The 24,528-nt window shown below is 62.2% G+C and carries 24 protein-coding genes, 1 tRNA gene and 1 pseudogene; 8 read left to right on the top strand and 18 right to left on the bottom strand.

Features of this window, described 5'->3' with window-relative positions:
* Positions 1 to 12: 12 nt before the first annotated feature.
* The 13 genes from pheS to KQH55_RS04435 form a co-directional block, all read right to left on the bottom strand.
* On the bottom strand, positions 13 to 1,035 hold the full coding sequence (gene pheS / locus KQH55_RS04495) for a phenylalanine--tRNA ligase subunit alpha (protein ID WP_235090300.1): 1,023 nt from the start codon (positions 1,033 to 1,035) through the stop codon (positions 13 to 15).
* 144 nt (positions 1,036 to 1,179) lie between these two features.
* Complete coding sequence (gene rplT, locus KQH55_RS04490; RefSeq protein ID WP_013434982.1) at positions 1,180 to 1,539, bottom strand: 50S ribosomal protein L20; 360 nt, start codon at positions 1,537 to 1,539, stop codon at positions 1,180 to 1,182.
* Positions 1,540 to 1,567: 28 nt separating this feature from the next.
* A complete protein-coding gene (gene rpmI / locus KQH55_RS04485) occupies positions 1,568 to 1,765 on the bottom strand; it encodes a 50S ribosomal protein L35 (protein WP_076785116.1) in 198 nt (65 codons plus the stop codon).
* A gap of 202 nt (positions 1,766 to 1,967) precedes the next feature.
* Positions 1,968 to 2,492, bottom strand: a complete 525-nt coding sequence (infC, locus tag KQH55_RS04480) for a translation initiation factor IF-3 (RefSeq protein ID WP_076785117.1) — start codon at positions 2,490 to 2,492, stop codon at positions 1,968 to 1,970.
* Positions 2,493 to 2,539: 47 nt separating this feature from the next.
* Positions 2,540 to 4,447: a threonine--tRNA ligase gene (thrS, locus tag KQH55_RS04475; RefSeq protein ID WP_076794732.1), complete on the bottom strand. Its 1,908-nt coding sequence runs from the start codon at positions 4,445 to 4,447 to the stop codon at positions 2,540 to 2,542.
* Positions 4,448 to 4,695: 248 nt separating this feature from the next.
* Positions 4,696 to 4,772: transfer RNA gene (locus KQH55_RS04470), tRNA-Val, on the bottom strand.
* Positions 4,773 to 4,934: 162 nt separating this feature from the next.
* The gene (locus tag KQH55_RS04465) at positions 4,935 to 7,160 is read right to left on the bottom strand and encodes a bifunctional (p)ppGpp synthetase/guanosine-3',5'-bis(diphosphate) 3'-pyrophosphohydrolase (RefSeq protein WP_076794730.1); all 2,226 of its coding nucleotides are present in this window, start codon (positions 7,158 to 7,160) and stop codon (positions 4,935 to 4,937) included.
* A gap of 57 nt (positions 7,161 to 7,217) precedes the next feature.
* Entirely contained in the window at positions 7,218 to 7,571 is a 354-nt protein-coding gene (locus tag KQH55_RS04460) for a RidA family protein (RefSeq protein WP_076785122.1), read from the bottom strand.
* Between the two features lie 48 nt (positions 7,572 to 7,619).
* Complete coding sequence (locus tag KQH55_RS04455; protein WP_076785123.1) at positions 7,620 to 8,552, bottom strand: alpha/beta fold hydrolase; 933 nt, start codon at positions 8,550 to 8,552, stop codon at positions 7,620 to 7,622.
* Between the two features lie 152 nt (positions 8,553 to 8,704).
* The gene (locus KQH55_RS04450; protein WP_076794728.1) at positions 8,705 to 9,346 is read right to left on the bottom strand and encodes a CoA transferase subunit B; all 642 of its coding nucleotides are present in this window, start codon (positions 9,344 to 9,346) and stop codon (positions 8,705 to 8,707) included.
* A 19-nt stretch (positions 9,347 to 9,365) separates the two neighbouring features.
* Positions 9,366 to 10,064 carry a CoA transferase subunit A gene (locus tag KQH55_RS04445; protein ID WP_076794726.1) on the bottom strand — a complete coding sequence of 233 codons (699 nt, stop codon included), beginning with the start codon at positions 10,062 to 10,064 and terminating at the stop codon, positions 9,366 to 9,368.
* A gap of 257 nt (positions 10,065 to 10,321) precedes the next feature.
* Complete coding sequence (locus KQH55_RS04440) at positions 10,322 to 10,735, bottom strand: thioesterase family protein (RefSeq protein ID WP_076794723.1); 414 nt, start codon at positions 10,733 to 10,735, stop codon at positions 10,322 to 10,324.
* The gene (locus KQH55_RS04435) at positions 10,735 to 11,517 is read right to left on the bottom strand and encodes an SDR family oxidoreductase (RefSeq protein WP_076785127.1); all 783 of its coding nucleotides are present in this window, start codon (positions 11,515 to 11,517) and stop codon (positions 10,735 to 10,737) included. Before KQH55_RS04435 ends, KQH55_RS04440 begins: the two co-directional genes overlap by 1 nt.
* A 165-nt stretch (positions 11,518 to 11,682) precedes the next feature.
* Between KQH55_RS04435 and KQH55_RS04430 the strand changes: the two genes are divergently transcribed.
* On the top strand, positions 11,683 to 13,356 hold the full coding sequence (locus KQH55_RS04430) for an electron transfer flavoprotein-ubiquinone oxidoreductase (RefSeq protein WP_235090284.1): 1,674 nt from the start codon (positions 11,683 to 11,685) through the stop codon (positions 13,354 to 13,356).
* 45 nt (positions 13,357 to 13,401) lie between these two features.
* Here KQH55_RS04430 and aroC read toward each other — a convergent pair whose 3' ends face one another.
* The 3 genes from aroC to KQH55_RS04415 form a co-directional block, all read right to left on the bottom strand.
* A complete protein-coding gene (aroC, locus tag KQH55_RS04425; protein WP_235090283.1) occupies positions 13,402 to 14,508 on the bottom strand; it encodes a chorismate synthase in 1,107 nt (368 codons plus the stop codon).
* 31 nt (positions 14,509 to 14,539) lie between these two features.
* Positions 14,540 to 14,719, bottom strand: coding sequence for a hypothetical protein (locus KQH55_RS04420; protein ID WP_235090282.1), 180 nt, complete (start codon positions 14,717 to 14,719; stop codon positions 14,540 to 14,542).
* Between the two features lie 77 nt (positions 14,720 to 14,796).
* Entirely contained in the window at positions 14,797 to 15,255 is a 459-nt protein-coding gene (locus KQH55_RS04415; RefSeq protein ID WP_076787260.1) for a CBS domain-containing protein, read from the bottom strand.
* A gap of 285 nt (positions 15,256 to 15,540) precedes the next feature.
* Between KQH55_RS04415 and KQH55_RS04410 the strand changes: the two are divergent.
* Positions 15,541 to 15,615: pseudogene (locus KQH55_RS04410) on the top strand (DUF962 domain-containing protein); the annotation flags it as partial.
* A gap of 25 nt (positions 15,616 to 15,640) precedes the next feature.
* On the opposite strand, the gene KQH55_RS04405 reads toward KQH55_RS04410, so the two are convergent.
* Positions 15,641 to 16,990: a YihY family inner membrane protein gene (locus KQH55_RS04405; protein WP_076785131.1), complete on the bottom strand. Its 1,350-nt coding sequence runs from the start codon at positions 16,988 to 16,990 to the stop codon at positions 15,641 to 15,643.
* Between the two features lie 49 nt (positions 16,991 to 17,039).
* Here KQH55_RS04405 and wrbA point away from each other — a divergent pair, with 49 nt between their 5' ends.
* From wrbA to KQH55_RS04390, 3 genes are read left to right on the top strand one after another with little or no spacing between them, the layout of a single operon-like run.
* Positions 17,040 to 17,648 (top strand): NAD(P)H:quinone oxidoreductase, encoded by a 609-nt coding sequence (gene wrbA / locus KQH55_RS04400; protein ID WP_235090281.1) that lies wholly within the window; start codon positions 17,040 to 17,042, stop codon positions 17,646 to 17,648.
* On the top strand, positions 17,645 to 18,067 hold the full coding sequence (locus KQH55_RS04395; protein WP_076785133.1) for a DUF2069 domain-containing protein: 423 nt from the start codon (positions 17,645 to 17,647) through the stop codon (positions 18,065 to 18,067). The genes wrbA and KQH55_RS04395 overlap by 4 nt, the downstream gene beginning before the upstream one ends.
* Before the next feature lie 2 nt (positions 18,068 to 18,069).
* The gene (locus tag KQH55_RS04390) at positions 18,070 to 19,512 is read left to right on the top strand and encodes an FAD-binding oxidoreductase (RefSeq protein WP_076794715.1); all 1,443 of its coding nucleotides are present in this window, start codon (positions 18,070 to 18,072) and stop codon (positions 19,510 to 19,512) included.
* On the opposite strand, the gene KQH55_RS04385 is transcribed toward KQH55_RS04390, so the two are convergent.
* The gene (locus KQH55_RS04385) at positions 19,513 to 20,454 is read right to left on the bottom strand and encodes a LysR family transcriptional regulator (RefSeq protein ID WP_076794711.1); all 942 of its coding nucleotides are present in this window, start codon (positions 20,452 to 20,454) and stop codon (positions 19,513 to 19,515) included. It abuts the gene before it with no gap.
* Between the two features lie 158 nt (positions 20,455 to 20,612).
* On the opposite strand from KQH55_RS04385, the gene KQH55_RS04380 reads away from it, so the two are divergent.
* From KQH55_RS04380 to KQH55_RS04370, 3 genes are read left to right on the top strand one after another with little or no spacing between them, the layout of a single operon-like run.
* Positions 20,613 to 22,118, top strand: a complete 1,506-nt coding sequence (locus KQH55_RS04380) for an efflux transporter outer membrane subunit (protein ID WP_235090280.1) — start codon at positions 20,613 to 20,615, stop codon at positions 22,116 to 22,118.
* A complete protein-coding gene (locus tag KQH55_RS04375) occupies positions 22,115 to 24,322 on the top strand; it encodes an FUSC family protein (protein WP_235090279.1) in 2,208 nt (735 codons plus the stop codon). The genes KQH55_RS04380 and KQH55_RS04375 overlap by 4 nt, the downstream gene beginning before the upstream one ends.
* Positions 24,312 to 24,512: a DUF1656 domain-containing protein gene (locus KQH55_RS04370; protein WP_076785138.1), complete on the top strand. Its 201-nt coding sequence runs from the start codon at positions 24,312 to 24,314 to the stop codon at positions 24,510 to 24,512. The genes KQH55_RS04375 and KQH55_RS04370 overlap by 11 nt, the downstream gene beginning before the upstream one ends.
* The last annotated feature ends 16 nt before the right edge of the window (positions 24,513 to 24,528 follow it).

Raw genomic sequence — 24,528 nt, 5'->3', positions numbered from 1 at the left:
AGGAAAGTCGGGTCACGCAAACTGGCGCAGGAAACGCAGATCGTTCTCAAAGAACGCGCGCAAGTCGTCCACGCCGTAGCGCAGCATCGTCAGTCGCTCAAGGCCACTGCCAAAGGCAAAGCCAATATAGCGCTGCGGGTCGAGCCCCATGTTGCGTACCACGTTCGGATGCACCTGCCCCGAGCCGGAAATTTCGAGCCAGCGCCCGGCGTTTCTGCCGTGCTCAAATTTCATGTCGATCTCGGCGGACGGTTCGGTAAACGGAAAGTACGATGGACGAAAACGCACGAGGATATCGTTGCGCTCGAAAAACTTCTTCAGAAAGTCTGTGTAGACGCCCTTCAAGTCTGCAAAGCTAATATTCTCGTCGATCCACAGCCCCTCGACCTGGTTAAACATCGGCGAATGCGTCGCGTCGCTGTCGACACGATAGGTGCGCCCAGGGACGATGACCTTGATCGGCGGCTTGTTCATCCGCGCATACCGCACTTGCATCGGACTCGTATGCGTGCGTAGCAACAATGGCCTGCCTTGCGCGTCGTTCGCGTCGAGATAAAACGTGTCCTGCATCGAGCGCGCCGGATGGTTCTCGGGGCTGTTTAGCGCGGTAAAGTTGTACCAGTCGGTTTCGATCTCCGGACCGTCGGCCACATCAAAGCCAATCGAATGAAAAATTTGCTCGACGCGCTCCCACGTCTGCATCACCGGATGCAGACTGCCCACACCCATGCCGCGCCCGGGCAGCGTCACGTCGATCGCCTCGGCCGCCAACCGCTGATTCATCAACGCATCGGCAAGTGCCTGTCGACGCGCATTCAATGCCGACTCGACCTGCTGTTTCGCGACGTTGATGCGAGCACCCTCGCTCTTGCGCATCTCCGGGTCCAGCTTGCCCAAGCCCTTCAGCAATTCGGTTAACGCACCGGCCTTGCCGAGGAAACGCGCCTTTTCGTTTTCGAGCGTCACGGTGTCCGCAGCATCCGCAAAGGCGCGCTGCGCGTCGGCGACGATCTGCTCAAGATCGGAAGATCCCATCATTTCAACGTCTGTCAGTGGATCAAAAAGCTTGCGCCCAACAAAAAAACGGGGGCTCCAGCAAGAGCCCCCGTTCAAGTCTGCGGGTCGGCGTACGGCCCCATGGGCGCGGTACGACCGACCCGGCACCGACTGTCCTTGCGCTCAGCGGGCAACGGCGGCTTTCACCTGCGCCACGATGGCGGCAAAAGCGGCCTTGTCGAACACGGCCATGTCGGCAAGTACCTTGCGATCGAGTTCGATCGACGCCTTTTTCAAGCCGTTCATAAACACGCTGTAGGTGATATCGTGTTGCCGCGCCGCTGCATTGATACGCGCAATCCACAGGCGTCGGAACACCCGCTTCTTGTTGCGGCGATCGCGGTATGCGTACTGACCGGCACGCATAACCGCCTGCTTCGCGATCCGGAACACATTATTGCGACGGCCACGATAGCCCTTCGCAAGGTTAATGATCTTCTTGTGACGGGCCCGTGCAGTAACCCCACGTTTGACTCGAGGCATGTTTCTCTCCTATGAGTTCGATTCAGGGTTACGCGAACGGCATCATCGCGCGAACGGAATTGACGTCCGACGCATGGACATCCGTGCTGCCACGCAGGTGACGCTTGTTCTTCGTCGTTTTCTTCGTCAGGATGTGACGCTTGAAGGCCTGACCGCGCTTGACGGTACCGCCCGGACGCACGACAAAGCGCTTAGACGCGCTTTTCTTGGTCTTCATCTTAGGCATTGCTACCACTCCAGTTTTTATGGCCACGGGTGTGCGGCTGAGCACTCCGCCCTTGCGAGACCCGGGGGCCACTTGTCATCGGCGCGCGTTGCAATCGCGTCACGCGCCGTCTTTTCGGAAGACGCCGTACCGGCCGCCTTCGAAACCTACATCGCGCGTTGCATCGCACGCGGCAGCGTGCCGCGCGCGCAACGCACGCCCATCACTTCTTCTTTTTTGGCGCCAGCACCATCACCATCTGGCGGCCTTCCATCTTCGGCATTTGCTCGACCTGACCGTATTCGTCTAGATCTTGGCGCAGACGATCCAGCATCCGCATGCCGATTTCCTGGTGCGCCATCTCGCGCCCACGGAAACGCAACGTGATCTTCGTCCTGTCGCCTTCCTCAAGGAATCGCGTCAGGTTGCGCAGCTTGACGTTGTAATCCCCGTCGTCGGTGCCCGGGCGGAATTTGACTTCCTTCACCTGGATCACCTTCTGCTTGAGCTTCGCCTCGTGCTGCTTCTTGGCTTCCTGATACTTGAACTTGCCATAGTCCATCAGGCGGCACACCGGCGGCTGGGCATGCGGAGCAATCTCGACAAGGTCGACATCGTGCTGCTCCGACAAACGGAACGCCTCGGCCAGCTTCACGATGCCGATGGGTTCTCCATCGACCCCAACTAGACGCACCTCCGGCACGCTAATTTCACCGTTGATGCGATGCGACGACTTATCAGTAGCGATGTTACGTTTCCTCTAAAAATCAAAAAACTAGCCGCGCTGCTGATGGCTCACCCAAACACCCGCACTTCATTGTGCAGGCGGTCGAGGAAGGCTTCGACCGGCATCACGCCCAGATCGACGCCGCCACGGGCACGCACGGCTACCGTTTGCGCATCACGCTCCTTGTCGCCGACGACTGCCAAATACGGGACTTTTTCGAGCGCGTGTTCTCGTATTTTATAGCTAATCTTTTCGTTACGCAAATCGGCGCTCGTCCTAAACCCTTGTTTTTTCAATGTTTGGGCAACAAGGTTTGCGTAATTGGCAGAACTTTCTGCAATATTCATCACCACAACCTGCGACGGCGCCAGCCACAGCGGCATGGCACCAGCATGGTGCTCGATTAGGATGCCCAGGAAGCGCTCCATCGAACCGACAATCGCCCGGTGCAACATCACCGGCCGGCGGCGGTTATTGTCTTCGGCCACATATTCCGCGCCAAGGCGCTCCGGCAACACGAAGTCCAATTGCAGCGTGCCGCACTGCCACGATCGCCCGAGCGCATCCTTGATGTGGTATTCGACCTTCGGACCATAGAACGCCCCCTCGCCATCGAGCTCCTGCCACGACAGACCACACGCGGCCAGCGCTTCACGCAGACCCTGTTCTGCACGGTCCCACGTATCGTCCGTGCCCGCGCGCTGCTGCGGCCGCAGCGACAGCTTGATGTCGATGTGCTCGAAGCCAAAGTCCTTGTACACGCTCATCGCCAGCGAATTGAACGCGATCGACTCGGCAATCACCTGATCTTCCGTGCAGAAGATGTGCGCGTCGTCCTGCACGAAACCGCGCACCCGCATTAGGCCATGCAGCGCGCCCGAGGCCTCGTTGCGGTGGCAAGAACCGAACTCGGCCAAACGCAGCGGCAGGTCGCGATACGAACGAAGGCCGTGATTGAACAATTGCACATGTCCCGGACAGTTCATCGGCTTGATCGCGTAGTCGCGTTTCTCCGATTCCGTCGTGAACATGTTGTCTCGATAGTTCTGCCAGTGGCCGGAGCGCTCCCACAGCGAGCGATCCATAATCATCGGCGTCTTCACTTCGAGGTAGCCGGCCTCGCCGAGCCGGCGTCTCAGATATTGCTCGACCTGCTGCCACAGCGTCCAGCCCTTCGGGTGCCAAAACACGAGCCCGGGCGCTTCCTCTTGCAAGTGGAACAAGTCTAGTTGCTTGCCCAGCTTGCGATGGTCGCGCTTCTCAGCCTCTTCGAGCATGTGAAGGTACGCGTCCTGGTCTTCTTTGCGCGCCCACGCCGTGCCATAGATCCGCTGCAGTTGCTCGTTGTTCGAATCGCCACGCCAATACGCGCCGGCCAGCTTCATCAGTTTGAACACCTTGAGCTTGCCCGTGGACGGCACATGGGGTCCGCGGCACAGGTCCGTAAAGCCGCCATGCGAATATAGCTTGATCTGCTCGCCTTGCGGAATCGACTCGATGATCTCGGCCTTGTAGCGCTCGCCGATGCGTTTGAAGTACTCGACTGCCTCATCGCGCGACACCACGCGCCGCGACACCGGCTCGTCCTTCTTGGCAAGCGCGTGCATGTGCTGCTCGATGTTTTGCAGGTCTTCGGGCGTGAACGCGCGATGATAAGCGAAATCGTAGTAGAACCCGTTGTCCACGACCGGCCCGATCGTCACCTGGGCCTGCGGAAACAGCTCCTTGACCGCATACGCGAGCAAGTGCGCCGTCGAGTGACGGATGATCTCAAGCCCCTCGGGGTCCTTATCCGTGACGATCGAGACATTGGCGTCGCGCTGGATCACGGCCGACGTGTCCACGAGCTCACCATCGACCTTGCCACCAAGCGCCGCCTTCGCCAGACCCGGACCGATCGACGCGGCCACTTCGGCCACCGTCACCGGATGATCGTATTGCCGGATAGAGCCATCGGGCAGTCGTACCGAAATCATTGCGTTCTCTCCTGGCGCCGTGCCATGTACGGTTAAGTCGGAGGCCGAAAACAAGGCCAAAAAAAATGCGGCCCTATCGAGGCCGCATTTCAAATTCCACACAACACAAAGGTCGAAACAGATCCTCGACTAGCGCCGCCCCGAAAAAGTCCCGGTCAACGTTCGCGATGTCATCACCATTTCGCCCGATGGCCGCCAATGAGCGGCCTTTTGTCTTGCATTGGATCCCACTAAGAATCCATATTCGTTGGTAGGCTCGATTGGACTCGAACCAACGACCCCCACCATGTCAAGGTGGTGCTCTAACCAGCTGAGCTACGAGCCTGAAGAAACCGTGATTATAGGGAGGTTTTCATCTGTTGCCAAGTAGTTTATGTAGGGGATTATGCAATGCGAGCCTTTTATGCGATGCGATGGCTTGGACCAACGCGATCCCCACGCCGACGCGAGGGGCGCCGACGTAGCGAGCCATCCCCTTTGCCGGTGTTCATTGGCGCCGCTTTGCCCGGACCACGCCTTGCACGTCACCGAGCAGCGTGGCAGCACGCTGCACCTGCGCGCTGTTGGACACCTCCACAGTGAATTGCATATACGCAACGTTGCGGTGCGTCTGGGTCTTCACACCAACCAGATTAATCTTCTCGCGTGCGAATACCTCGGTGATGTCGCGCAACAACCCCTGGCGATCGACGGCTTCGACCGCCAAGTCGATTGGGTAGACGCTTTGGCCGCGACCGCTGAGCACGTCGTTGGACCAAGCCGTATGCAACACACGCTCCGGCACGCGCGCGGCCATGCGCAAAAAACTGGCGCAATCACTGCGATGGATTGATACCCCTTTGCCGCGCGTCACAAAGCCGGCGATCTCGTCGGGAGGCGCCGGCCGGCAACATTTCGCCAGTTGCGTGAGCAACGCGTCGACGCCCACGACCAGCACGCCGGTCGATGCCCCGGACGCAACACTGGCGCCGCTGCTGCGCCACTTAAAGTTCGCGGGCTCTAGCCCAGACGGCTCCGCGGCGGGCGCATCGCGAAGCGCCTGCTCAACCGAGCGTAGGCTAAGTTCGTCTTTGCCAACCTGTAGGAACAGCTCGTCCGTCGTCTTGAAGCCGAGCTTCGCAGCAAGCTCCTCGAGATTGACCGACGTGCGCCCCTCGCGTTGCAGCGTCTTTTCGACAGCGGCCCGGCCCGATGCGACGGTCTCCTGCAACTCGATTGCGTTGAACCACGCCCGCACCTTTTGCTTGGCGCGTGCGCTATGCAGATAGCCCAGTTGGGGATTGAGCCAGTCACGCGACGGCCCCCCCTGCTTAACCGCGACGATCTCGACCGTCTGCCCGTTCCGCAGCGGCGTGTTCAACGGCACCATCGCCCCGTCCACGCGAGCACCCCGGCATCGATGCCCGAGTTCGCTGTGCACGTAATAGGCAAAATCGACCGGCGTCGCCCCCTGCGGCAGCGCCACCACACGCGCCTGAGGCGTCAGCACGTAGATATGGTCGTCTAGCGGCGTCTGTCGCAGTTGCTCCCACGGTTGCGACGGCGAGTCGCTGCCCGACACTTCATCCTTCCACGCAAGCAGCTGCCGCAGCCACGCGATCTTCTCGTCGTACTTGTCGCTGGCGGCAAACTGGCCGTCGTATCCGCGGGTTCCCGCCTCTTTGTAGCGCCAATGCGCGGCAATGCCATATTCGGCAAAATGATGCATGTCGTGCGTGCGGATCTGCACTTCAAATGCCCGGCCGTCATCGCCGATCACCACCGTATGCAACGACTTGTAGCCATTGGGCTTCGGCCGGGATATATAGTCATCGAACTCGCGAGGCACCGGCTGCCAGATGTTGTGCACGATACCAAGCACTGTATAACAGTCCTTGACGTCCGGCACGATCACGCGGAACGCGCGTACATCGTTGAGCTCGGAGAACTCGAGTTTTTTGCCGCGCATCTTGCGCCAGATGCTGTAAATGTGCTTAGGACGTCCGCTCACGTCCGCCTCGATGTTCGCCGCCGCGAGTTCACGCTTCAGGCGCGCGATCGCATCGCGCACGTACGATTCACGCTCGACCCGCCGCTCGTCGAGCAACTTCGCGATACGCTTGTAGGTCGCCGGCTCCTCGAAACGGAACGCGAGGTCCTCCAGCTCCCATTTCAGTTGCCAGATGCCGAGGCGGTTCGCAAGCGGCGCATAGATCTCCAGCGTCTCGCGCGGCAACCCTGCCGGCGGCGTCAGCTTGTGCGCCGCATAAAAGCGCAGCGTCTGCAGCCGCGACGCGAGCCGGATTAGCACAACGCGGATATCCTGCGCAAACGCCACCAGCATCTTGCGCAGTGCCTCAACCTGCGCGCGACGATGCGCCTGCGCGTCGCGGCCCATGTCGCTATCGGGTCTCGTCGCCTGAATGCCAATCACGCTGAGCCGCAGCAGCTTGCGCACATCCGTGACCAGTTGCAGTACGTCTTCGCCGAAACGCTCGCGCAGCAAACGTTCCGGTTCGCTCAGGTAGGGAATCACCGGGAAGAGTGCCGCCGCCACGGATGACGGAAGATCGACGTTCAGCGTATTGACGATCTGCGCGGTGCCCTGCGCGTGATCCACGAGCATCTCGCCCGACCCAAGGCGCACCCCACTGGCGTGCTCCTGCACAAAAGCAAGCGCGTCGTCAAGCGTCGCTGTCGGCGACTGGGCGCGGGTTTCGGATTCGGGACTCATCTGTCAAGCTAGTACGACGCCGGCGGCTACCGCACAGCGCGATAACACGGGAAACGCTCAGCTTCGCTGCGCGGCAAACACCACGACTTCGACCAGGCATTCCGAATTGGCGAGCTTGGCCTGCACAGTGGCGCGCGGCGGTGTATTGCCACTGGGCACCCATTCATCCCACACGTCATTCATTGCAGCGAAATTCGCCATGTCGGAGAGATAGATCTGCGTCGACAAAATCAGCGACTTGTCGCTGCCGGCCTGCGCGAGCAGCCGGTCGACGTGGCCAAGCACCTCGCGCATCTGTCCGGTAATGTCTTGCTTCGTATCCTCGGCGATCTGACCAGCCAGGTAGACGGTGCCATTGTGCACGGCAATTTCGGATAAACGGGGACCGACATGAAAACGTTGCACTGCCATAGTCAATATCCTGTGAAGTCGATGAAATCAGGCGCGCCATCGCGCGGCTCATTGCAGCGTCGGCGCCGGCCGATGCGCGAGCGCCGGCTCGCCGCCGCAAAAGAATGCTTCGGCGATCGCGATCTGCTCATCGTGCACGAACGTGGGTGCATGGCCAACGCCGGCAATCTCGGCGGCCGACACTTGGCGGCCACGCTGCTGCATTGTCTCGACGGTCTCGCGCGACAACAGGTCGGACTGCTCGCCCCGCACCACCAGCGTAGGCCCTGAAATCGCCTCAAAGGCGCGCCACAGCAACGTTTGGCCGCTACTCGCGAGTTCCGCCTTGCTGGCCTCGAACGGCACCGCGATGCGCGGGTCATAGTGCAGCACCCACGAGCCGGCATGATGCCGCAGTAACGGCCGGTTCAACACACGCCACTCGTCTGGCGTATGCGGACCGAACCCCGGCAAGATCGAGGCCAGATAATCGTACGCCTGCTGCTCGGTGTCGAACTTCGGCGCGTTGCCGACGTACTCGCCAATCCGGTGCAACGCCTCCGGCTCCAGCGTCGGCCCGACGTCGTTGAGCAGCAGCTTGCGCACCGGACTGTTCGGCAGCCCGGCCAGCACCATACCGATCATGCCGCCCATCGACGTGCCGAACCAATCCACGGTCTCGACATTCAGCCGAGCAATCAGCGTCACCATATCCGACACGTACTGCGACAGTGCGTACTGCTGCGCATTGTCGAGCCAGTCGGATAACCCACGACCAGCGACATCGGGGCACACGACGCGAAAACGGTCCGCGAGGCGGCTGGCCAGCACATCGAAATCCCTGCCGGTACGGGTCAGGCCATGCACGCAAACCAGCACGCGCGGATTGGACGGGTCGCCCCATTCGGTGTAGGCGATCCGGTGCAGACCGGTGGGACTGATACAGCGCACGAAGCCCTGACGCGGCGTATGCGGGTCGGGCAAAGCAGACGGAGCCGACATCGACGTATCCTGAAACGTAACAGTTCAATTTTAGCGTGCTTTGTGCACGCAGAGCCTGCCGGCTCCGTGCATAATGGCCGATCGGCCGACGCCCACGCGGCCGCGATCCACCGCGGTACGGCGGCGCAGGCGCGCCGCGGCTGTCGTCCATACTATGTGAGCATGCTCACGTCGAGCGGCGCACCGGTCTTGCTCTGGATTTCCTCGATGCTTACGCCAGGCGCGATCTCGACCAGTTTCAGGCCGGCGTCGGTCACGTCGATCACGCCCAGGTCGGTGACGATGCGGTCCACAACACCGACGCCGGTCAATGGCAGCGTGCATTGTTCGAGGATCTTGTGCTGGTCGCCCTTAGCCACGTGCTCCATTAGCACAACCACCCGCTTGACGCCGGCCACCAGGTCCATCGCGCCGCCCATGCCCTTGATCATCTTGCCGGGGATCATCCAATTGGCGAGGTCGCCGCCCTTGCTGACCTGCATCGCGCCCAGGATCGCCAGGTTGATGTGCCCGCCGCGAATCATCGCAAACGAGTCGGCAGACGAAAAGATCGAAGAGCCGGGCAATGTCGTCACCGTCTGCTTGCCGGCGTTGATCAGATCCGCATCGACTTCGTCCTCGGTCGGCGACGGACCGATGCCAAGCAATCCATTCTCGGATTGGAGCCACACTTCGATGCCGTCCGGTACATGGTTGGCAACCAGCGTCGGCAGCCCGATCCCCAGGTTCACATAGAAGCCGTCTTGCAGTTCCTGCGCAGCGCGCGCCGCCATTTCATCTCGATTCCAGGCCATTTCAGTCTCCTTTGCGCGCTTATTTCTGGCGCACGATGCGTTGTTCGATGCGCTTTTCCGGGTGGGCATTGAGCACCAACCGTTGCACGAAGATGCCGGGCGTATGGATCGCATCCGGATCGAGTTCGCCAGTCTCGACGATCTCCTCGACTTCAGCGAGCGTGATTCGGCCCGCCATCGCACACAGCGGATTGAAGTTGCGCGCGGTACGGTGATAAATCAAATTGCCCGCCTTGTCGGCCTTCCAAGCCTTGACGAGCGCGACATCGGCAGTCAATGAACGCTCGAGCACGTAGTGGTTGTCGCCGAACTGCCGCGTCTCTTTGCCTTCGGCGATCACCGTGCCGTAACCGGTATGGGTGAAGAAGGCCGGAATGCCGGCGCCACCGGCGCGTAACTTCTCGGCCAGCGTGCCTTGCGGCGTGAACTCCAGTTCCAATTCGCCTGCCAAGTATTGGCGCTCGAACTCTTTGTTCTCGCCCACGTACGACGAGATCATCTTCTTGATCTGTCGCGTTTCAAGCAGCAGGCCCAGTCCGAACCCATCCACGCCCGCATTGTTGCTGATACAGGTGATGTCCCTGACGCCCGAATCGCGCAGCGCGGCGATAAGTGCCTCGGGGATCCCGCACAGGCCGAAACCGCCGACCGCGAACGTCTGGCCGTCCTTGACGATGTCCGCCAGCGCCGCCTGGCCGCTCGGATAAAGCTTGTTCATGTCGCTGTCCCTTCCTCTATGGATGTCCCGCTTCGGTGCGAGTGCTACGCCGGGTCCGGTGCTACGGCCGCGGCACGACGCCAATCGGGTGCGCAAAGGTTACGGTTACGCTGAGCGGATGTTACGGCACAAGCCCAGCGGTTGCTCGGCTGCGCACGCCGGGCGGATTGCCGATTGCTCCATGGGCCGGAAGCCGGCTGAGTAGCGCGCGTCCCGTGAACACAGGTAACGCGCGGGGCTCGTCCTGCCCAACGCGACTACTCGAGCGCTGCGAGCAGCGCCTTGGGCAATGGCACCGACTTGCCTGCGTCGTAATCGACCCAAACGATCTTTGCGCCCCCTTGCGCGATAAGCTCGTTGGGCGCGTCGGTGCGCGTCAATTCGAAGCGCGAGTCCAGGCTGCTGCGTCCCGGCTTACCGACCCACATCGTACCGCGTACGTCGCCTGGATAACGCAGCTGGCGCAGAAAATCCATGTGCGCGCTGACGATCACTGGGCCACACCCGTTCTCATCCGGCACAGGCAAGCGTAACGTCTCGAACCACGAAACTCGCACCTGTTCCATATAGCGAAAATAGACAACATTGTTCACGTGCTGAAACGCGTCCATGTCCCCCCAGCGGATCGGCAACACCATCTCGAACGCGTGGCGATACTCGTTGGAAGACATCAGATCAACCCCAATCCGTCATCGGCGGCCATCACTGAGCCGTTGATGAATTGCGACTCGTCGGCCGCGAGCAACAACAACAACCCGTCCAAGTCTTCTGGCATGCCGATCCGCTTGCGCGGCAGCATCGCGAGCAGCTTCTGCCCGTGCTCCGTGGACCACTGATGATGGTTGGGCTCGGTATCGATGTAGCCGGGGCAGATCGCATTGACATTGATGCCATGACGACCCCACTCGAGCGCCATCGCCTTGGTCATATGCACGACGGCGGCCTTACTCATTGCGTACAGTCCAATTTGCGGCGACGCACGCAGGCCGGCAACCGAAGCAATGTTGATAATCCGGTAGCATGGCTTCGCGCCCGCTGCGCCATTACCCCGCATGATCATGCGCTTGGCGACCTCTTGCGCCACGAAAAATGCGCCGCGCGTGTTGGTGCCAAACACGTATTCGAAGTCGGTTGGTGTCACATCAGCCAGCTTCTGCGTCGTCGATACGCCGGAATTGTTGACCAGAATATCAATCGTGCCCGCTTCAGTTTCGGCGTGCGCGACCGCGGCCTTGATGCTGCCATAGTCGGTCACGTCCAGCGTGACCACGTGCGCCGCGCCTCCTGACGCCTCGATCTCGGCGCGCAGCTCCTTTAGACGTTCGGTGCGGCGGCTCGCCAGCACCACTTTCGCGCCCGCGCCCGACAGCACCTGCGCGAAACGCTTGCCCAGACCGCTCGACGCACCGGTGATCAGCGCGACCTTGCCTTCAAGATTGATCGAACGACCCATTGAAATTCCTTGTTCAGGTGAATAGTACAGAACGTATCACGCGATGCGCGATACGTTCTCACAAATAGAACGATCGTGTTAATTCACCGTCCTTTGGTTGCGGCCCCCGGTCGCTTCCCGGACAATGGCACCCGACTAAAACGCATTCTAACGGAGAGGACATCCATGACCCCGCAAAGCTGGATCGAGCAGTACGGACCACGCGAATCGATGGAGTACGACGTGGTGGTGGTGGGCGGCGGGCCGGCGGGGCTGTCGGCGGCGATCAGACTTAAGCAGCGGGCGGCGGAGCAAGGGGTGGAGCTGGCGGTGTGCGTGCTGGAAAAGGGCTCGGAGATTGGCGCGCACATTGTGTCGGGAGCGGTGATGGACCCACGCGCGCTGGACGAACTGATTCCGCAGTGGCGTGAGCGCGGTGCGCCGCTGACGGTGCCAGTGGTAGAGGACCGGTTCTTGTTTCTGAGCTGCACGGGGGCGCTGAAGACGCCAAACTGGGCGCTGCCAGAGAACTTCAAGAACCACGGCAACTACGTGGTGAGCCTGGGCAACGTGACGCGCTGGCTGGGCCAGCAGGCCGAGGCGCTGGGGGTGGAGATCTTCCCGGGCTTTGCCGCGGCCGAGGTACTGTACGACGAGCGCGGCGCGGTGCGCGGGGTGGCCACCGGCAACCTGGGGGTTGGCAAGGATGGCCAGCCCACAGAGCACTTCCAGTTGGGCATGGCGCTGCACGCGAAGTACACGCTGTTTTGCGAAGGCGCGCGCGGGCACCTGGGGCGGCAGTTGCAGGAGCGCTTTGGGCTGCGCGAGGGGGTGGATCCGCAGGTATACGGCATCGGCATCAAGGAGCTGTGGGAGGTGGAGCCGGCGCGGCATAAGCCGGGGCTGGTGATCCACACGGCGGGCTGGCCGCTGGATGCGAAGACCTACGGCGGCTCGTTCCTGTACCACCTGGACAACCATCAGGTGGCAGTAGGGTTTGTGGTGGGGCTGGGCTATGAGAACCCATACCTGTCACCGTTCGAGGAGTTCCAGCGCTACAAGACGCATCCGGCGATCCGCGCGTTCCTGGAAGGGGGCAAGCGGGTCTCGTACGGCGCGCGCGCGATCACCGCGGGCGGGCTGATGTCGCTGCCCAAGCTCACGTTTGCAGGCGGGGCGCTAGTGGGGGACGAGGCGGGATTTCTGAACGCCTCACGCATCAAGGGCAGCCATGCGGCGATCAAGACCGGGAAGCTGGCCGCCGAGGCGGCGTTCGAGGCGTTGCAAGCAGGCCGTGCGCACGATCAGCTACTCGCGTACCCGCAGGCGTTCAAGCGCTCGTGGCTACACGAGGAACTGTACCGGGCGCGCAACTTCAAACAGTGGATGAGCAAGGGGCTGTACGTAGGCTCGCCGATGGTATTCATCGAGCAGAAGCTGTTGGGCGGGCGCGTGCCGTGGACGCTGCATCACCGGCATGCGGATCACGAGCGGCTCAAGCCGGCGTCGCAGTGCCAACCGATCACGTACCCGAAGCCGGACGGCAAGCTCACGTTTGACCGGCTTTCGTCGGTGTTCATCTCGAACACAAATCATGAGGAAAACCAGCCGGCGCACCTGACGCTCAAGGACGCTAGCGTGCCGGTGCGCATCAACCTGCACGAGTATGCGGGCCCGGAGAGCCGCTACTGTCCGGCGGCGGTATACGAGTTCGTGCGCGAGGAAAGTGGCGGCGAGCGGCTGGTAATCAACGCGCAGAACTGCGTGCACTGCAAGAGCTGCGACATCAAGGATCCGACGCAAAATATCGTATGGGTCACGCCCGAGGGCGGCGACGGCCCCAACTACCCGAACATGTGACGGTGCACAACGCGGCGCCGTCGCCCGCCGGGGCACACTCCGAAATCACGCGCCCGGGGCGCGCGCGGCGATCGTCGGCGTCGACGTCTTGACGTCTGCACACTGTGCGCGGTGCCGCAGCGCATGGTCCATCAGCACCAGCGCAAGCATCGCTTCGGCAATCGGTGTCGCTCGAACCCCGACACACGGGTCATGGCGTCCGAACGTCTCGACCATCACGGGCTCGCCGGCCTTGTCGATCGAGCGACGCGGCGTGCGAATGCTCGAGGTCGGCTTGATCGCGATCGACACGACGATGTCCTGGCCGGTCGAAATGCCGCCGAGCACGCCGCCGGCATTGTTGCCCGCGAAGCCGGCAGGCGTCAACTCGTCACCATGCAGCGAGCCACGCTGGCGCACGCTGTCAAATCCAGCGCCAATCTCTACGCCCTTCACCGCATTGATCCCCATCATTGCATAGGCGATGTCCGCATCCAGCTTGTCGAACAACGGCTCGCCCCATCCGAGCGGCACGCCGGAGGCAGTCACCGAGATCCGGGCGCCGATCGAGTCGCCGTCCTTGCGCAACCCATCCATATAGGCTTCGAGCTGCGGCACGATTTGCGCATTCGGTGCGAAAAAGGGATTGTCAGCCACGTGCACCCAATCGACAAACGGGATGTCGATTTCGCCTAACGCGCTCATGTAGCCGCGCACTTGGACACCGAAGCGCTCCCGCAGCCATTTCTTCGCCACCGCCCCTGCCGCGACATTCGGCGCAGTCAGCCGCGCGGACGCGCGTCCGCCTCCACGGTAATCGCGCACACCATATTTTTGCCAATATGTATAGTCCGCATGGCCGGGCCGGAAAGTTTCCGCGATGTTGCCGTAATCCTTGCTGCGCTGGTCCGTATTGCGGATCAGCAACGCGATCGGCGTGCCGGTCGTCACGCCATCGAACACGCCTGATAGGATCTCTACCCGGTCGTCCTCCTGGCGTTGCGTCACGTGGCGCGACGTGCCCGGCTTACGGCGATCGAGCTCCATCTGTATATCAGCCTCGGCCAGCGCCAGTCCTGGCGGACAGCCGTCGATCACGCAGCCGATGGCCGGACCGTGCGACTCCCCGAAAGTCGTCACCGTGAAAAGCGTACCGAAAGTGTTGCCCGACATGCTGGTTGCCCGAAAATTGCTCAAACTATTATTATGCCAGTGCTGTCACGGCGTGCACCGCGGCAACAAAGGTGTCCATCTCGAGGAACTGGGCGCAGAAAAACGGGGCGAAGCAGCGCTCGCGCAACAGCGTGAACTGCAACGATGGCGCGCTGGCCTCGCACGGCCGTGCACAGATGGATGACTTGGTGTGCGACGAAGTCTCTGTCATGCGGATCAAAAAACACGCGTGACAGAGGCTTCGTTGCAGGATTCGGCGGCTGGCCGTACGCCGGCCCCACCACGGCTTTAGCGCGCTTCGCGCGCCCCTTCATCCTCCGGCCAATCGCGGATATAAGCTTTAAGCATCCGGTTCTCGAACCCCTGTTCCTCGACCACCGCCTTAGCCACGTCATAGAACGAGATCACACCCATCAGCATGCGTTTTTCCATTACGGGCAAATAACGCGCGTGGCGCTCGAGCATCATGCGCCGCACCTCGTTGACATCTGTCTCCGGCGTACAAATGAGCGGATGATCATCCATTACCTTGCGAATCGTCACGGCACCGACTGAACCGCCGTGGTCGCGCAACGTCAGGATGATCTCGCGGAACGTCAGCATGCCGACCAGATCACCGAATTCGATGACGACTAGCGAGCCGATGTCGTGCTCAGCCATCGTCTGAATCGCTTCGTGCAACGGCGTATCGGGCGTAACAGTGTAGAGCGTATTGCCCTTAACCTTCAGGATGTCGCTGACTCGCATGGCCTCCTCCTTGCACTGCGCGGCTTTGTGCACCGATCGTAGCGGAAAGACCGGTAAAAGGAAAGCATACTGCAGCGGCGCGCCACACGCTCGCGCCTCGATGCTACGATACCGGCGCACCGCCTCGGCACACACGCTGCTGGACGCCGTGTCGGCCTGCCCCGTCGTGCTGGTCGGCCATAGCATGCGCTCGCTGATTGTACTGCAGGCCGCCTCGCGGGCCGCACAGAGACGTGCATGGGCGCTCAGGGCCACCGCCTATCCGATGACAGTCTCGGCCGCGTTAACCAGGTCTGCCGGCGGCTGCACTTCATCGGCTCGCTCGGCGTGATCGGCTGTGTCGCGATGGCGGTCACGACGCCACGCCGCCGGTGACAGTTGCGCGCTAAGCGGCCGCCACCGGCGAGGCGCGCCTGCTGTTGGCCCGCTCGGCTTGGGCGCCGCGACGACGGCGCACGGCCAACAACGCGGCGAGCGACACATCCAGGCCGCGATGGTCGAGCGCAGCGAGCAGCGTCGGGCCATCGACGTGCGTGGTATCGAGATTGAGCTGATAAGTGAGCTCGTTGCGATCGATGACGAACAATTGATAGAGTTGGCGCAGGCTCGCGTGCCGCGGATTCACTAGAAGCACATAGCGGTCTGAGTCATGCTCGCGCTGTATCCGGGCGACCCACTCGATCGCCTCGAGCTTGTCCAGCAGTCGGGCAGCCGTCTGCAACCCGCAACGCTGCAACCGCGCGAGTTCATGCAGCGTGTAGCCGGCACGGCCCGCATCGCGGGCGTCGTTGAGCCACGCGATCAGCTCCAGCGCATCGAGCAGGTCGCTGCCTGCGTAATCGACGCGATGAAAGTGCCCGAGCCGGATCTCTGGCAACGCGGACGTCAACATCGCGCCGAACAGCGTGATTAGCCAGCTCAGGTAGACCCACAGCAGAAAAATCGGGATCGTCGCAAATGCGCCATACACGGCCGTATAGGTCGGAATACGCCGAATATAGAACCCGAAACCTCGCTTGGCGAGCTCAAACGCAATCGCCGCACACAGCCCGCCGACAAACGCGTCGCGCCACGCCACGCGGCAGTTCGGTAAATAGACGTAAGATAGCGTAAACGCCAGTACCGACAGCGGCAGCACCGCGCCGGTCAACGCCCATTCGACGAACGTCGGCATCACGCGCGACGCGGCGCCCGATGCCGCGCTGGCTGCGCCGGCCACGTTAGCGACCGTGTTGGCAAGCATCGAGTGCGTGAACAGGTAGGACGACACCGATAGGCTCACGCCGATCAGCAGAGGCCCCAACGTGATCACTGCCCAATACACTAGGATGCGCTGCGCAAGCGGCCGCGACTTACGTACGCGCCAGATCGTGTTGAACGCCGATTCGACGATCATCATCGTCATAACCGACGTGACCACGAGGCTAATCATCCCGACCGTCGTCAGCCCTTTCGCCTTTTCCGCAAACTGGTTCAGATATTTGAAGATTTGGCTGTTAATCTGCGCCGGCATCAGATGGTCGGCCAGGAAGCCCTGTAGCGACTGTTGGAATGACGCGAAGATCGGAAACGCAGTGAACAGCGCAAAGGCCACCGTCGCCAGCGGCACCAGCGACAGTACGGTCGTAAACGTGAGACTACCCGCCACCTGCGGGATACGGTCCTCGGCGCTGCGGGTCGCGGCAAAGCGCGCGAGCCGCTTCAGCGCATCCAGATCGATATCGAACTTCGTCAAAGGCTAACCCTCCTTACGTCTTCTATAATAACGGTTCACCTCCCAGGTCATGAAAGACATACTCGTTCTCTACTACAGCCGCAACGGCGCCACCCGGGAACTCGCGCGGGCCATCGGCCGCGGCGTGGACAGTGTGCCTGGCGCACAGGCACGCCTACGCACCGTGCCACCCGTCTCCACGGTCTGCGAGGCCACCAGGCCGGATATTCCCGACGATGGCCCGCCGTACGCAGAGTTGCGCGACCTAGCCGAGTGCGCCGGGCTCGCACTGGGCTCGCCAACGCGCTTTGGCAATATGGCCGCGGCGCTGAAGTACTTCCTGGACGGCACAACGCCGCAATGGCTTAGCGGCGCGCTGGCAGGCAAACCCGCCTGCGTCTTCACGTCCACCGGCAGCCTACACGGCGGTCAGGAAACCACACTGCTGTCCATGATGCTGCCCTTGTTACATCACGGGATGCTGATCGTCGGGCTACCCTATACCGAATCCGCGCTGATGAACACGACAAGCGGCGGCACGCCGTACGGTGCCTCTCACGTCGCCGGGGTGAGCGGCAGCAACGATCCAGCCCCGCTGTCGTCGGAGGAGAAAACGTTGGCGCACGCACTCGGCGCGCGGCTCGCCCGCGCTGCGCTCGCGCTGGCAGGCGGGCAATGACCCGGCAGCCTGGCAACCTGGCGCTACGGAACGCGCAGCGGTTGCACCGGCTGTTAATGATCGCGATCGCCACGCTGCTCGCACTGGTGGTATTGGCCGTAAGCTGGGAAATCTGGCTCGCGCCGTTGCATCCCGGCGGCTCAGCGCTAGCCCTCAAGGCGCTGCCGCTGCTGCTGGTCTTGCCCGGGCTGCTGCGCGCCAGGCTGTACACGATGCAATGGTCGGCCATGCTGATTCTTGCCTATTTCGCGGAGGGAATCGTGCGCGCAATCAGTGATGCGGGCGCCAGTGCGCCCCTAGGCTGGATCGAGGCCGTGCTCGCCCTTGTCTACTTCGTCAGCGTGCTCGGTTATCTCGCACCATTCAAGCGCACTGCCCGGCACGTCACCGCTGCCGCTGACTCTTCCGCCGAACACTGACGATGCCTCACGACACCGCCGCACTGCCCGCCTTCCTGCAAGCTTGCCAGCAAGCCATTGGCGCAGACCAGGTCTTGGATGACCCGGACGACATGTCGCCCTACATGACAGATTGGCGCCGCCGGTACGTCGGCCGCGCCTGCGCGGTGCTGCGTCCGGCAAGCACGGCAGAAGTCGCCACGCTGGTACGATTGGCCACCCAATTCGGTGTTGCGCTGGTGCCGCAAGGCGGCAACACCGGGCTGGCCGGCGGTGCCACGCCGGACGCCAGCGGACGGCAGGCGGTGCTCAACCTGCGCCGACTGGACCGCGTGCGCGCGGTGGACCCGATCAACGACACGATCACCGCAGAAGCCGGGTGCATCCTCGCCCAGGTGCAAGCTCGCGCGGCGGACGCCGGCCGCTTATTCCCGCTCAGCCTGGCGGCCGAAGGCAGCTGCACGTTGGGCGGCAACCTAGCGACGAACGCCGGCGGCACCGCGGTACTGCGCTACGGCAACGCGCGCGAACTGTGCCTGGGCTTGGAAGTCGTGACCGCGAAGGGCGAGGTCTGGAACGGCTTGCGCGGGCTGCGCAAGGACAACACCGGATACGACCTGCGCGATATTTTTATCGGTGCCGAAGGCACGCTGGGCATCATCACGGCAGCCGTGATGAAACTCTATCCGCAACCGACCGCGCGCATCACCGCGCTGGCCGGCGTTGCCTCGCCACACGCCGCGCTACAGCTTTTGGCGCTGGCCCGCGACACCGCCGGCGCGCTGCTGAGCGGCTTCGAGTTGATGTCCGACTTCTGCCTGCGGCTGGTCACCCACCATTTCCCGTCGCAGCGATACCCGTTCGCCGCCCCGCATGCGCAGATTGTGTTGCTCGAATTATCCGACGGCGAAAGCGAGGCGCACGCAAGCCAGCTCATCGAGAGATTGATGGAGCGGGCGTTCGAGCGCGGTATCGTCGACGATGCGCTCGTGGCGCAAAGCCTGGCGCAGTCGAACGCATTGTGGGCACTGCGTGAGCACATCCCGCTCGCGCAAGCCAACGAAGGGCTCAATATCAAGCACGACATCGCGGTGCCAAGCTCGCACATCGGCGAGTTCATCGACACCACCGACGCGGCGATCGCCGCAGCCGTGCCCGGCGCGCGGATGGTCACCTTCGGGCATCTAGGCGACGGCAACCTGCACTACAATGTGCAGGCGCCCGCGGGTGTGGATCCGCAGGCCTTTCTGGCCGAGCACCAGGCGCGCGTGAACCGGATTGTCTACGATAGCGTCCATGCGCACCACGGCACGATCAGCGCCGAACATGGCGTCGGGCAATTGAAGATCGACGACGTGGCACGCTACAAGTCTTCCGTGGAACTCGAATTGATGCGTGCGTTAAAGGCGACACTCGATCCCGGCAATGTATTCAATCCTGGAAAAGTGCTGCGCTGCGGTCCATGACTAGCGCACCCCGAAGGTCTGCAACGCGGCCTCGTCGGCCGCGAGTGCCTTCGAAATATGCTCGCGCAGGAATTCGACCCAGGTCCGGATCTTCGCGTCCAAATATTGCCGCGACGCATACATCGCGTAAATCGTCATCTTTTGCATCTTGTGGTCGGGCAACACGCGCACCAGCGTGCCATTGCGCAGCGCCGGCAACGCTGAAGGCGTGAGCAGCGCACCAATGCCCATTCCCTCGCGCAGTGCCACCGCGAGCGCGTCCGACACATTGACCTGGAACGTCGGCGCCGGCAACTCGATCGTCTCCATGCCGTCCGGCCCGTCGAAGCGCCAATGATCACCGGGAAAAATCGATGTCACGATGCGCAGGCAGGTATGGCCGGCTAGATCCCGGACGTTGCGGGGCGTGCCACGCTTTTCCAAATAGGCCGGAGAGGCACATAGCACGCTATACGAGTCGCCAAGCCGCTGCGATACCAATCCGGAATCGGGCAGTTCGTTTGCGCTGACCTGCAGCGTGACATCGTAGCCTTCATCGAGTAGATCCGGCACGTGCTGCGACAGCGTCAGATCGACCGACACAGACGGATAACGCTCCTGATAACGCGTGACGGCAGGCACCACATAATACTGACCCAAACTGGTGGTCGCATGGATTCTGAGCCGGCCCGAGGGTCGTGCGTGTGCGTCGGCGGCTTCGGCTTCGGCCTGATCGACGTAGGCAAGAATCTGCTCGCACCGTTGCAAGTATCGCTCCCCCGCCTCCGTGAGCGCGATGCGCCGCGTCGTACGGTTCAGCAATCGGGTGCGCAGATGCGCCTCCAGATCTGATATGGCCCGCGATGCGTACGCCGTCGTCGTATTCATTTGCTGCGCCGCGGCCGTGAAGCTCTTCGCCTCCACAACGCGGACAAACACCCTCATGTTTTGCAGCGTATCCATAACGGACTTCCTGTGCGGATCGAAGAATTGTTGCACATTTTGCAAGAGCGTTTATTGCTTTTTTGGTAAGGAATTATCTCAAATTGGTCGCTTATTCAGAAATTGCTTCAAAAATATAATTTTACTGACTAGTCATTTCGGGGTGTTTCGAGATAGCCGTGCGATCCGTCCGACGTTTCACCACGCTGACTCCCGTAATTTTTGCAAGTTACTTGATTATTGCGGGCTGTGCGAGCACCCATGGCATTGCTCCTCATGCCAAGCCGGTTGACGCCGGTCAGCTCGATGTGTCCCAGGCCGTGCGTGCGGCAAGCGTCGATGCACAGTGGCCGAACGAGCAATGGTGGAAAATGTACCTTGATCCGCAGCTCGATCAGTGGATCGCCGACGCGCTGGCCGGCTCGCCCAGCTTGGCGATGACTCGGGATCGCGTACGGCAGGCGCAGGCGATAGCCGGCGTTGCGCAGGCCGATCTCTCGCCTCAACTCAACGGCAATCTGTCGATGACGCGGCAGCACTGGCCCGACAATGTGTATTACGGTCCTGGGCCGCTAGCGCACGCCGATACGTGGAACAACACGATCGGACTGTCGTTGTCGTATAACCTAGACCTGTGGGGACACGATGAGAAGGCCGCCGAACGCGCACTCGACGCGGCGCGCATGCAGGCGGTCGATGCCCGGGCGGCGCAACTTGAACTCGCGGTCAACATCGTGCGCGCCTACATCAAGCTGTCGCTCGCGTTCGCGCAACGGGACATCGCCGCGCAGACGCTGGCGCACGAGCAGTCGATTGTCGACATTGCGCGACGGCGGCTGCAAGGCGGTATCGGTACCCAATTGGAACTTACGCAGGCACAAGCTCCGCTGCCCCAACGCGAACGCCAGATCGCGGCATTCGACGAACAGATCGCGCTCCTACGCAACCAGCTTGCCGCGCTGGCCGGCAAAGGCCCGGGAGCGGGCGCCGCGCTGCAACATCCGACGCTCTCGCTCCAGACGCCGGTGAGCCTGCCATCAAACTTGCCTGCCGAGTTGCTCGGTCATCGGCCGGACGTGGTCGCCGCGCGCTGGCGCGTGGCCGCCAACGCCGCGGGTGTCGACGTTGCCAGGACCGCCTTCTATCCGAACGTCAATCTGCTGGCCTCGGTCGGCGCAATGTTCGTCGGCGGCGGGCCGCTGGCCTTTTTGCTGTCCCAAGCGCATGCTGCCACGGTGGGGCCAGCAATATCCCTGCCGATCTTCAACGGCGGGCGGCTGCGCGCCCAGTTGGATGCCGCCAGCGCCGGCTATGACCTGGCCGTCGATCAATACAATCAAACGCTGGTTGACGCATTAAAGGACATCGCGGACCAGATCGTCACGTTGAAATCGCTCGATATCCAGCAGGATGCAGCGCAGCGCGCGGTCGCCGTCGCCCAGCGCAGCTACGATCTGGCCTCCACCGGCTTTCGGCGCGGCTTGACCGACTACCTGTCCGTATTGAGCGCGCAAACCCAATTATTGCAGGCACAACAGGACGCCGAGATCATCCACGCATCGAAGTTGGCGGCGCGCGCGTCGTTGACGGCCGCGCTGGGTGGCGGACGGGTCGATCCGGGCGACGGCCCGTCCGACGAGGATCCACGCGTGCCCAAGGCCGTCGCCCGGCAGGCATCGCAATGAGCAGCACCCCATCCGCGCTGGCTCGGTTAACGTCATCGTCCGCATGGCGCGACACGGTGCGCGACTGGTTACGCATCGACGGCCGGGTATGGATTTATCTATTCAAGACCGTTGGCGCCGCGTTGCTTGCGCTGGGCGTGGCCATGAAGCTGGACTTACCGCAACCGCGTACCGCGATGACGACCGTGTTCATTGTCATGCAGCCGCAAAGCGGGATGGTGCTCGCCAAAAGCTTTTACCGGATCGTGGGGACCGTGGTTGGCTCGGTCGTGACGATCGCGCTGGTTTCACTATTTGCGCAACAGCGTGAACTGTTTTTGCTATCCGTATCGCTCTGGGTGGGCATTTGCACCTTTGGCGCGGCACGCAACCGCAACTTCCGCTCGTACGGGTTCGTGCTCGCCGGCTATACCGCCGCGCTGGTGGGCATTCCGGCCGCCCAGCATGCAGACGGCGCGTTCATGGCGGCCGTGACAAGGGTCACGGAGGTTACGCTGGGCATCTTGTGCGCTGGCGCCGTCAGCGCGCTGGTGCTGCCCCAGCACACCGCTGACGCGCTTCGCTCCACGGTCCAGGCGCGATACCTCGCGTTCGTCGAATTTGTATCGGACACGCTGGCGGGCCGGATTGACCGCTCTCGCGCCGAACGCACCAACGCACGTTTTGCCGCCGATGTCGTCGGTTTAGAAGCGATGCGCAGCTTCGCAGTGTTCGAGGATCCGCGCAGCCGAATGCGCAGTGGCCGGCTGTCGAGGCTGAACACCGAGTTCATGAATGCGTCGACACGCTTTCATGCGTTACACCAGTTGATGAACCGGATCCGGGCAGGCGGCCAGGTTCAGATTGTCGAGGCAATCGAACCGTATTTTCGCGAAGTCGCGCCGCTACTGCTGAAGGAAAGCGGCGAACCCGTGCGCAGCGCCGAGGATGCACAGCACGTGGCGACACAGCTGCAGGCGTTCAAGCAGACGTTGCCGCGCCGCATACGGGATACCCGAGCGCAGCTCGAACAGCGTGAAGGCATCGCGCTGCTGGACTTCGACACCGCAGCCGAGTTGCTGTACCGATTCGTCGAAGAGATGCACGCGTACGCGCTCACGTACGCGTCGCTGAGCACGGACCTTCACGAGCGCGAGTACGATGCACAACGCTACATCCCGCGCACCCATACCGTGGCGGCGGGCGTGGCTGGCGTGCGAGCGGCCATCGCAATGTTGGTGTTCGCCGCATTCTGGATTGAGACCGCCTGGCCCAGCGGCGGCATGGCGGTGTTGAACGCAGCCGCCACGAGCGCGCTGGTCGCATCAATGCCGCAGCCCGCCAAGGGCGCCGCGCAGATGGCGATGGGTACGATGGTCGCGGTGCTCGCCGGTTTCATCGCGGTGTTCGGCCTCTTCCCGCACCTGGACGGCTACGTGTTGTTGTGCACCGCCCTTGCCCCCTTGCTGATGTTCGGCGTACTGATGTCCACGCGTCCAGGCTGGGCCGCGTTTGGCATGGGCTATTGCGTATTCTTTTGCTTCCTGGCTGGCCCCGACAACGTCGTGCACTACGACCCTTCTTCGTACATGAACGACGCCATCGCGCTAATTGCCGCGATGCTCGTCGTCGCGCTGATCAGTGCCGTACTATTGCCGCCGGCCAGTCCGTGGCTGCATAAGCAACTGCAGCGGACCCTGCTGCACCAGGTCGTGGACGCATGCAACGCTCGACTGAGCCGGGCCCGCCAATACTTGGAAAGCGGCACGCGTGACTTGCTGCACCAAGCCAACGCAGTCACCGCGGATCGTCCGGACCTGCAAATGCGGATGCTATCGTGGACCTTTACCGTGCTCGAAGTCGGTCATGCCGTAATCGAATTACGCACGGAACTCGACCGACTCCCCGCCGACCCCCGCTATTCGGCCAACATGCCGTGGCGGCAGGCCACGCAGCACATGCTGAACACACTGGCTGCCTTGTTCTCCGCACCCAGCTATCGACGGCTCGCCGACGCACGCGAGGCGACCGCGGCCAGTATTAACGCAGCGCTGGCCATGCTGCGCAGTGTCGTTAGGTCGCGCGATGACCGGCACAGGCTGCAACGTACTTTGAGCTATTTGCATTTCATCCGGACCGCTCTGCTCGATGCTCAATCTCCGCTCAGCGAGCTGACGTCCGGCCCGCATGGCCCTCACCGACGAGAGACTACCCATGCCGCGTGACATCGCATTGTTCGACGCCTACGTACCCATGCTCCTGCTCACTACGCTGGCCGGCACCGCGTTGACGTGGGTGCTTGATCGCGTATTGGCCTACTTTGGCGTGTATCGTCTGTTCTGGCACCCGTCGCTCGCCCGCGCGAGCCTGCTCACCGGTATCGTCTGCCTGTTCGGGCTCGCCGTTTATCGTTGAACTCAAAAAGAGTCGG

The organism is Mycetohabitans sp. B3 (assembly GCF_021498065.1).
In the GTDB taxonomy this organism is placed as follows: Bacteria; Pseudomonadota; Gammaproteobacteria; order Burkholderiales; family Burkholderiaceae; genus Mycetohabitans.
This window is presented reverse-complemented; position numbering and strand designations above follow the sequence as displayed.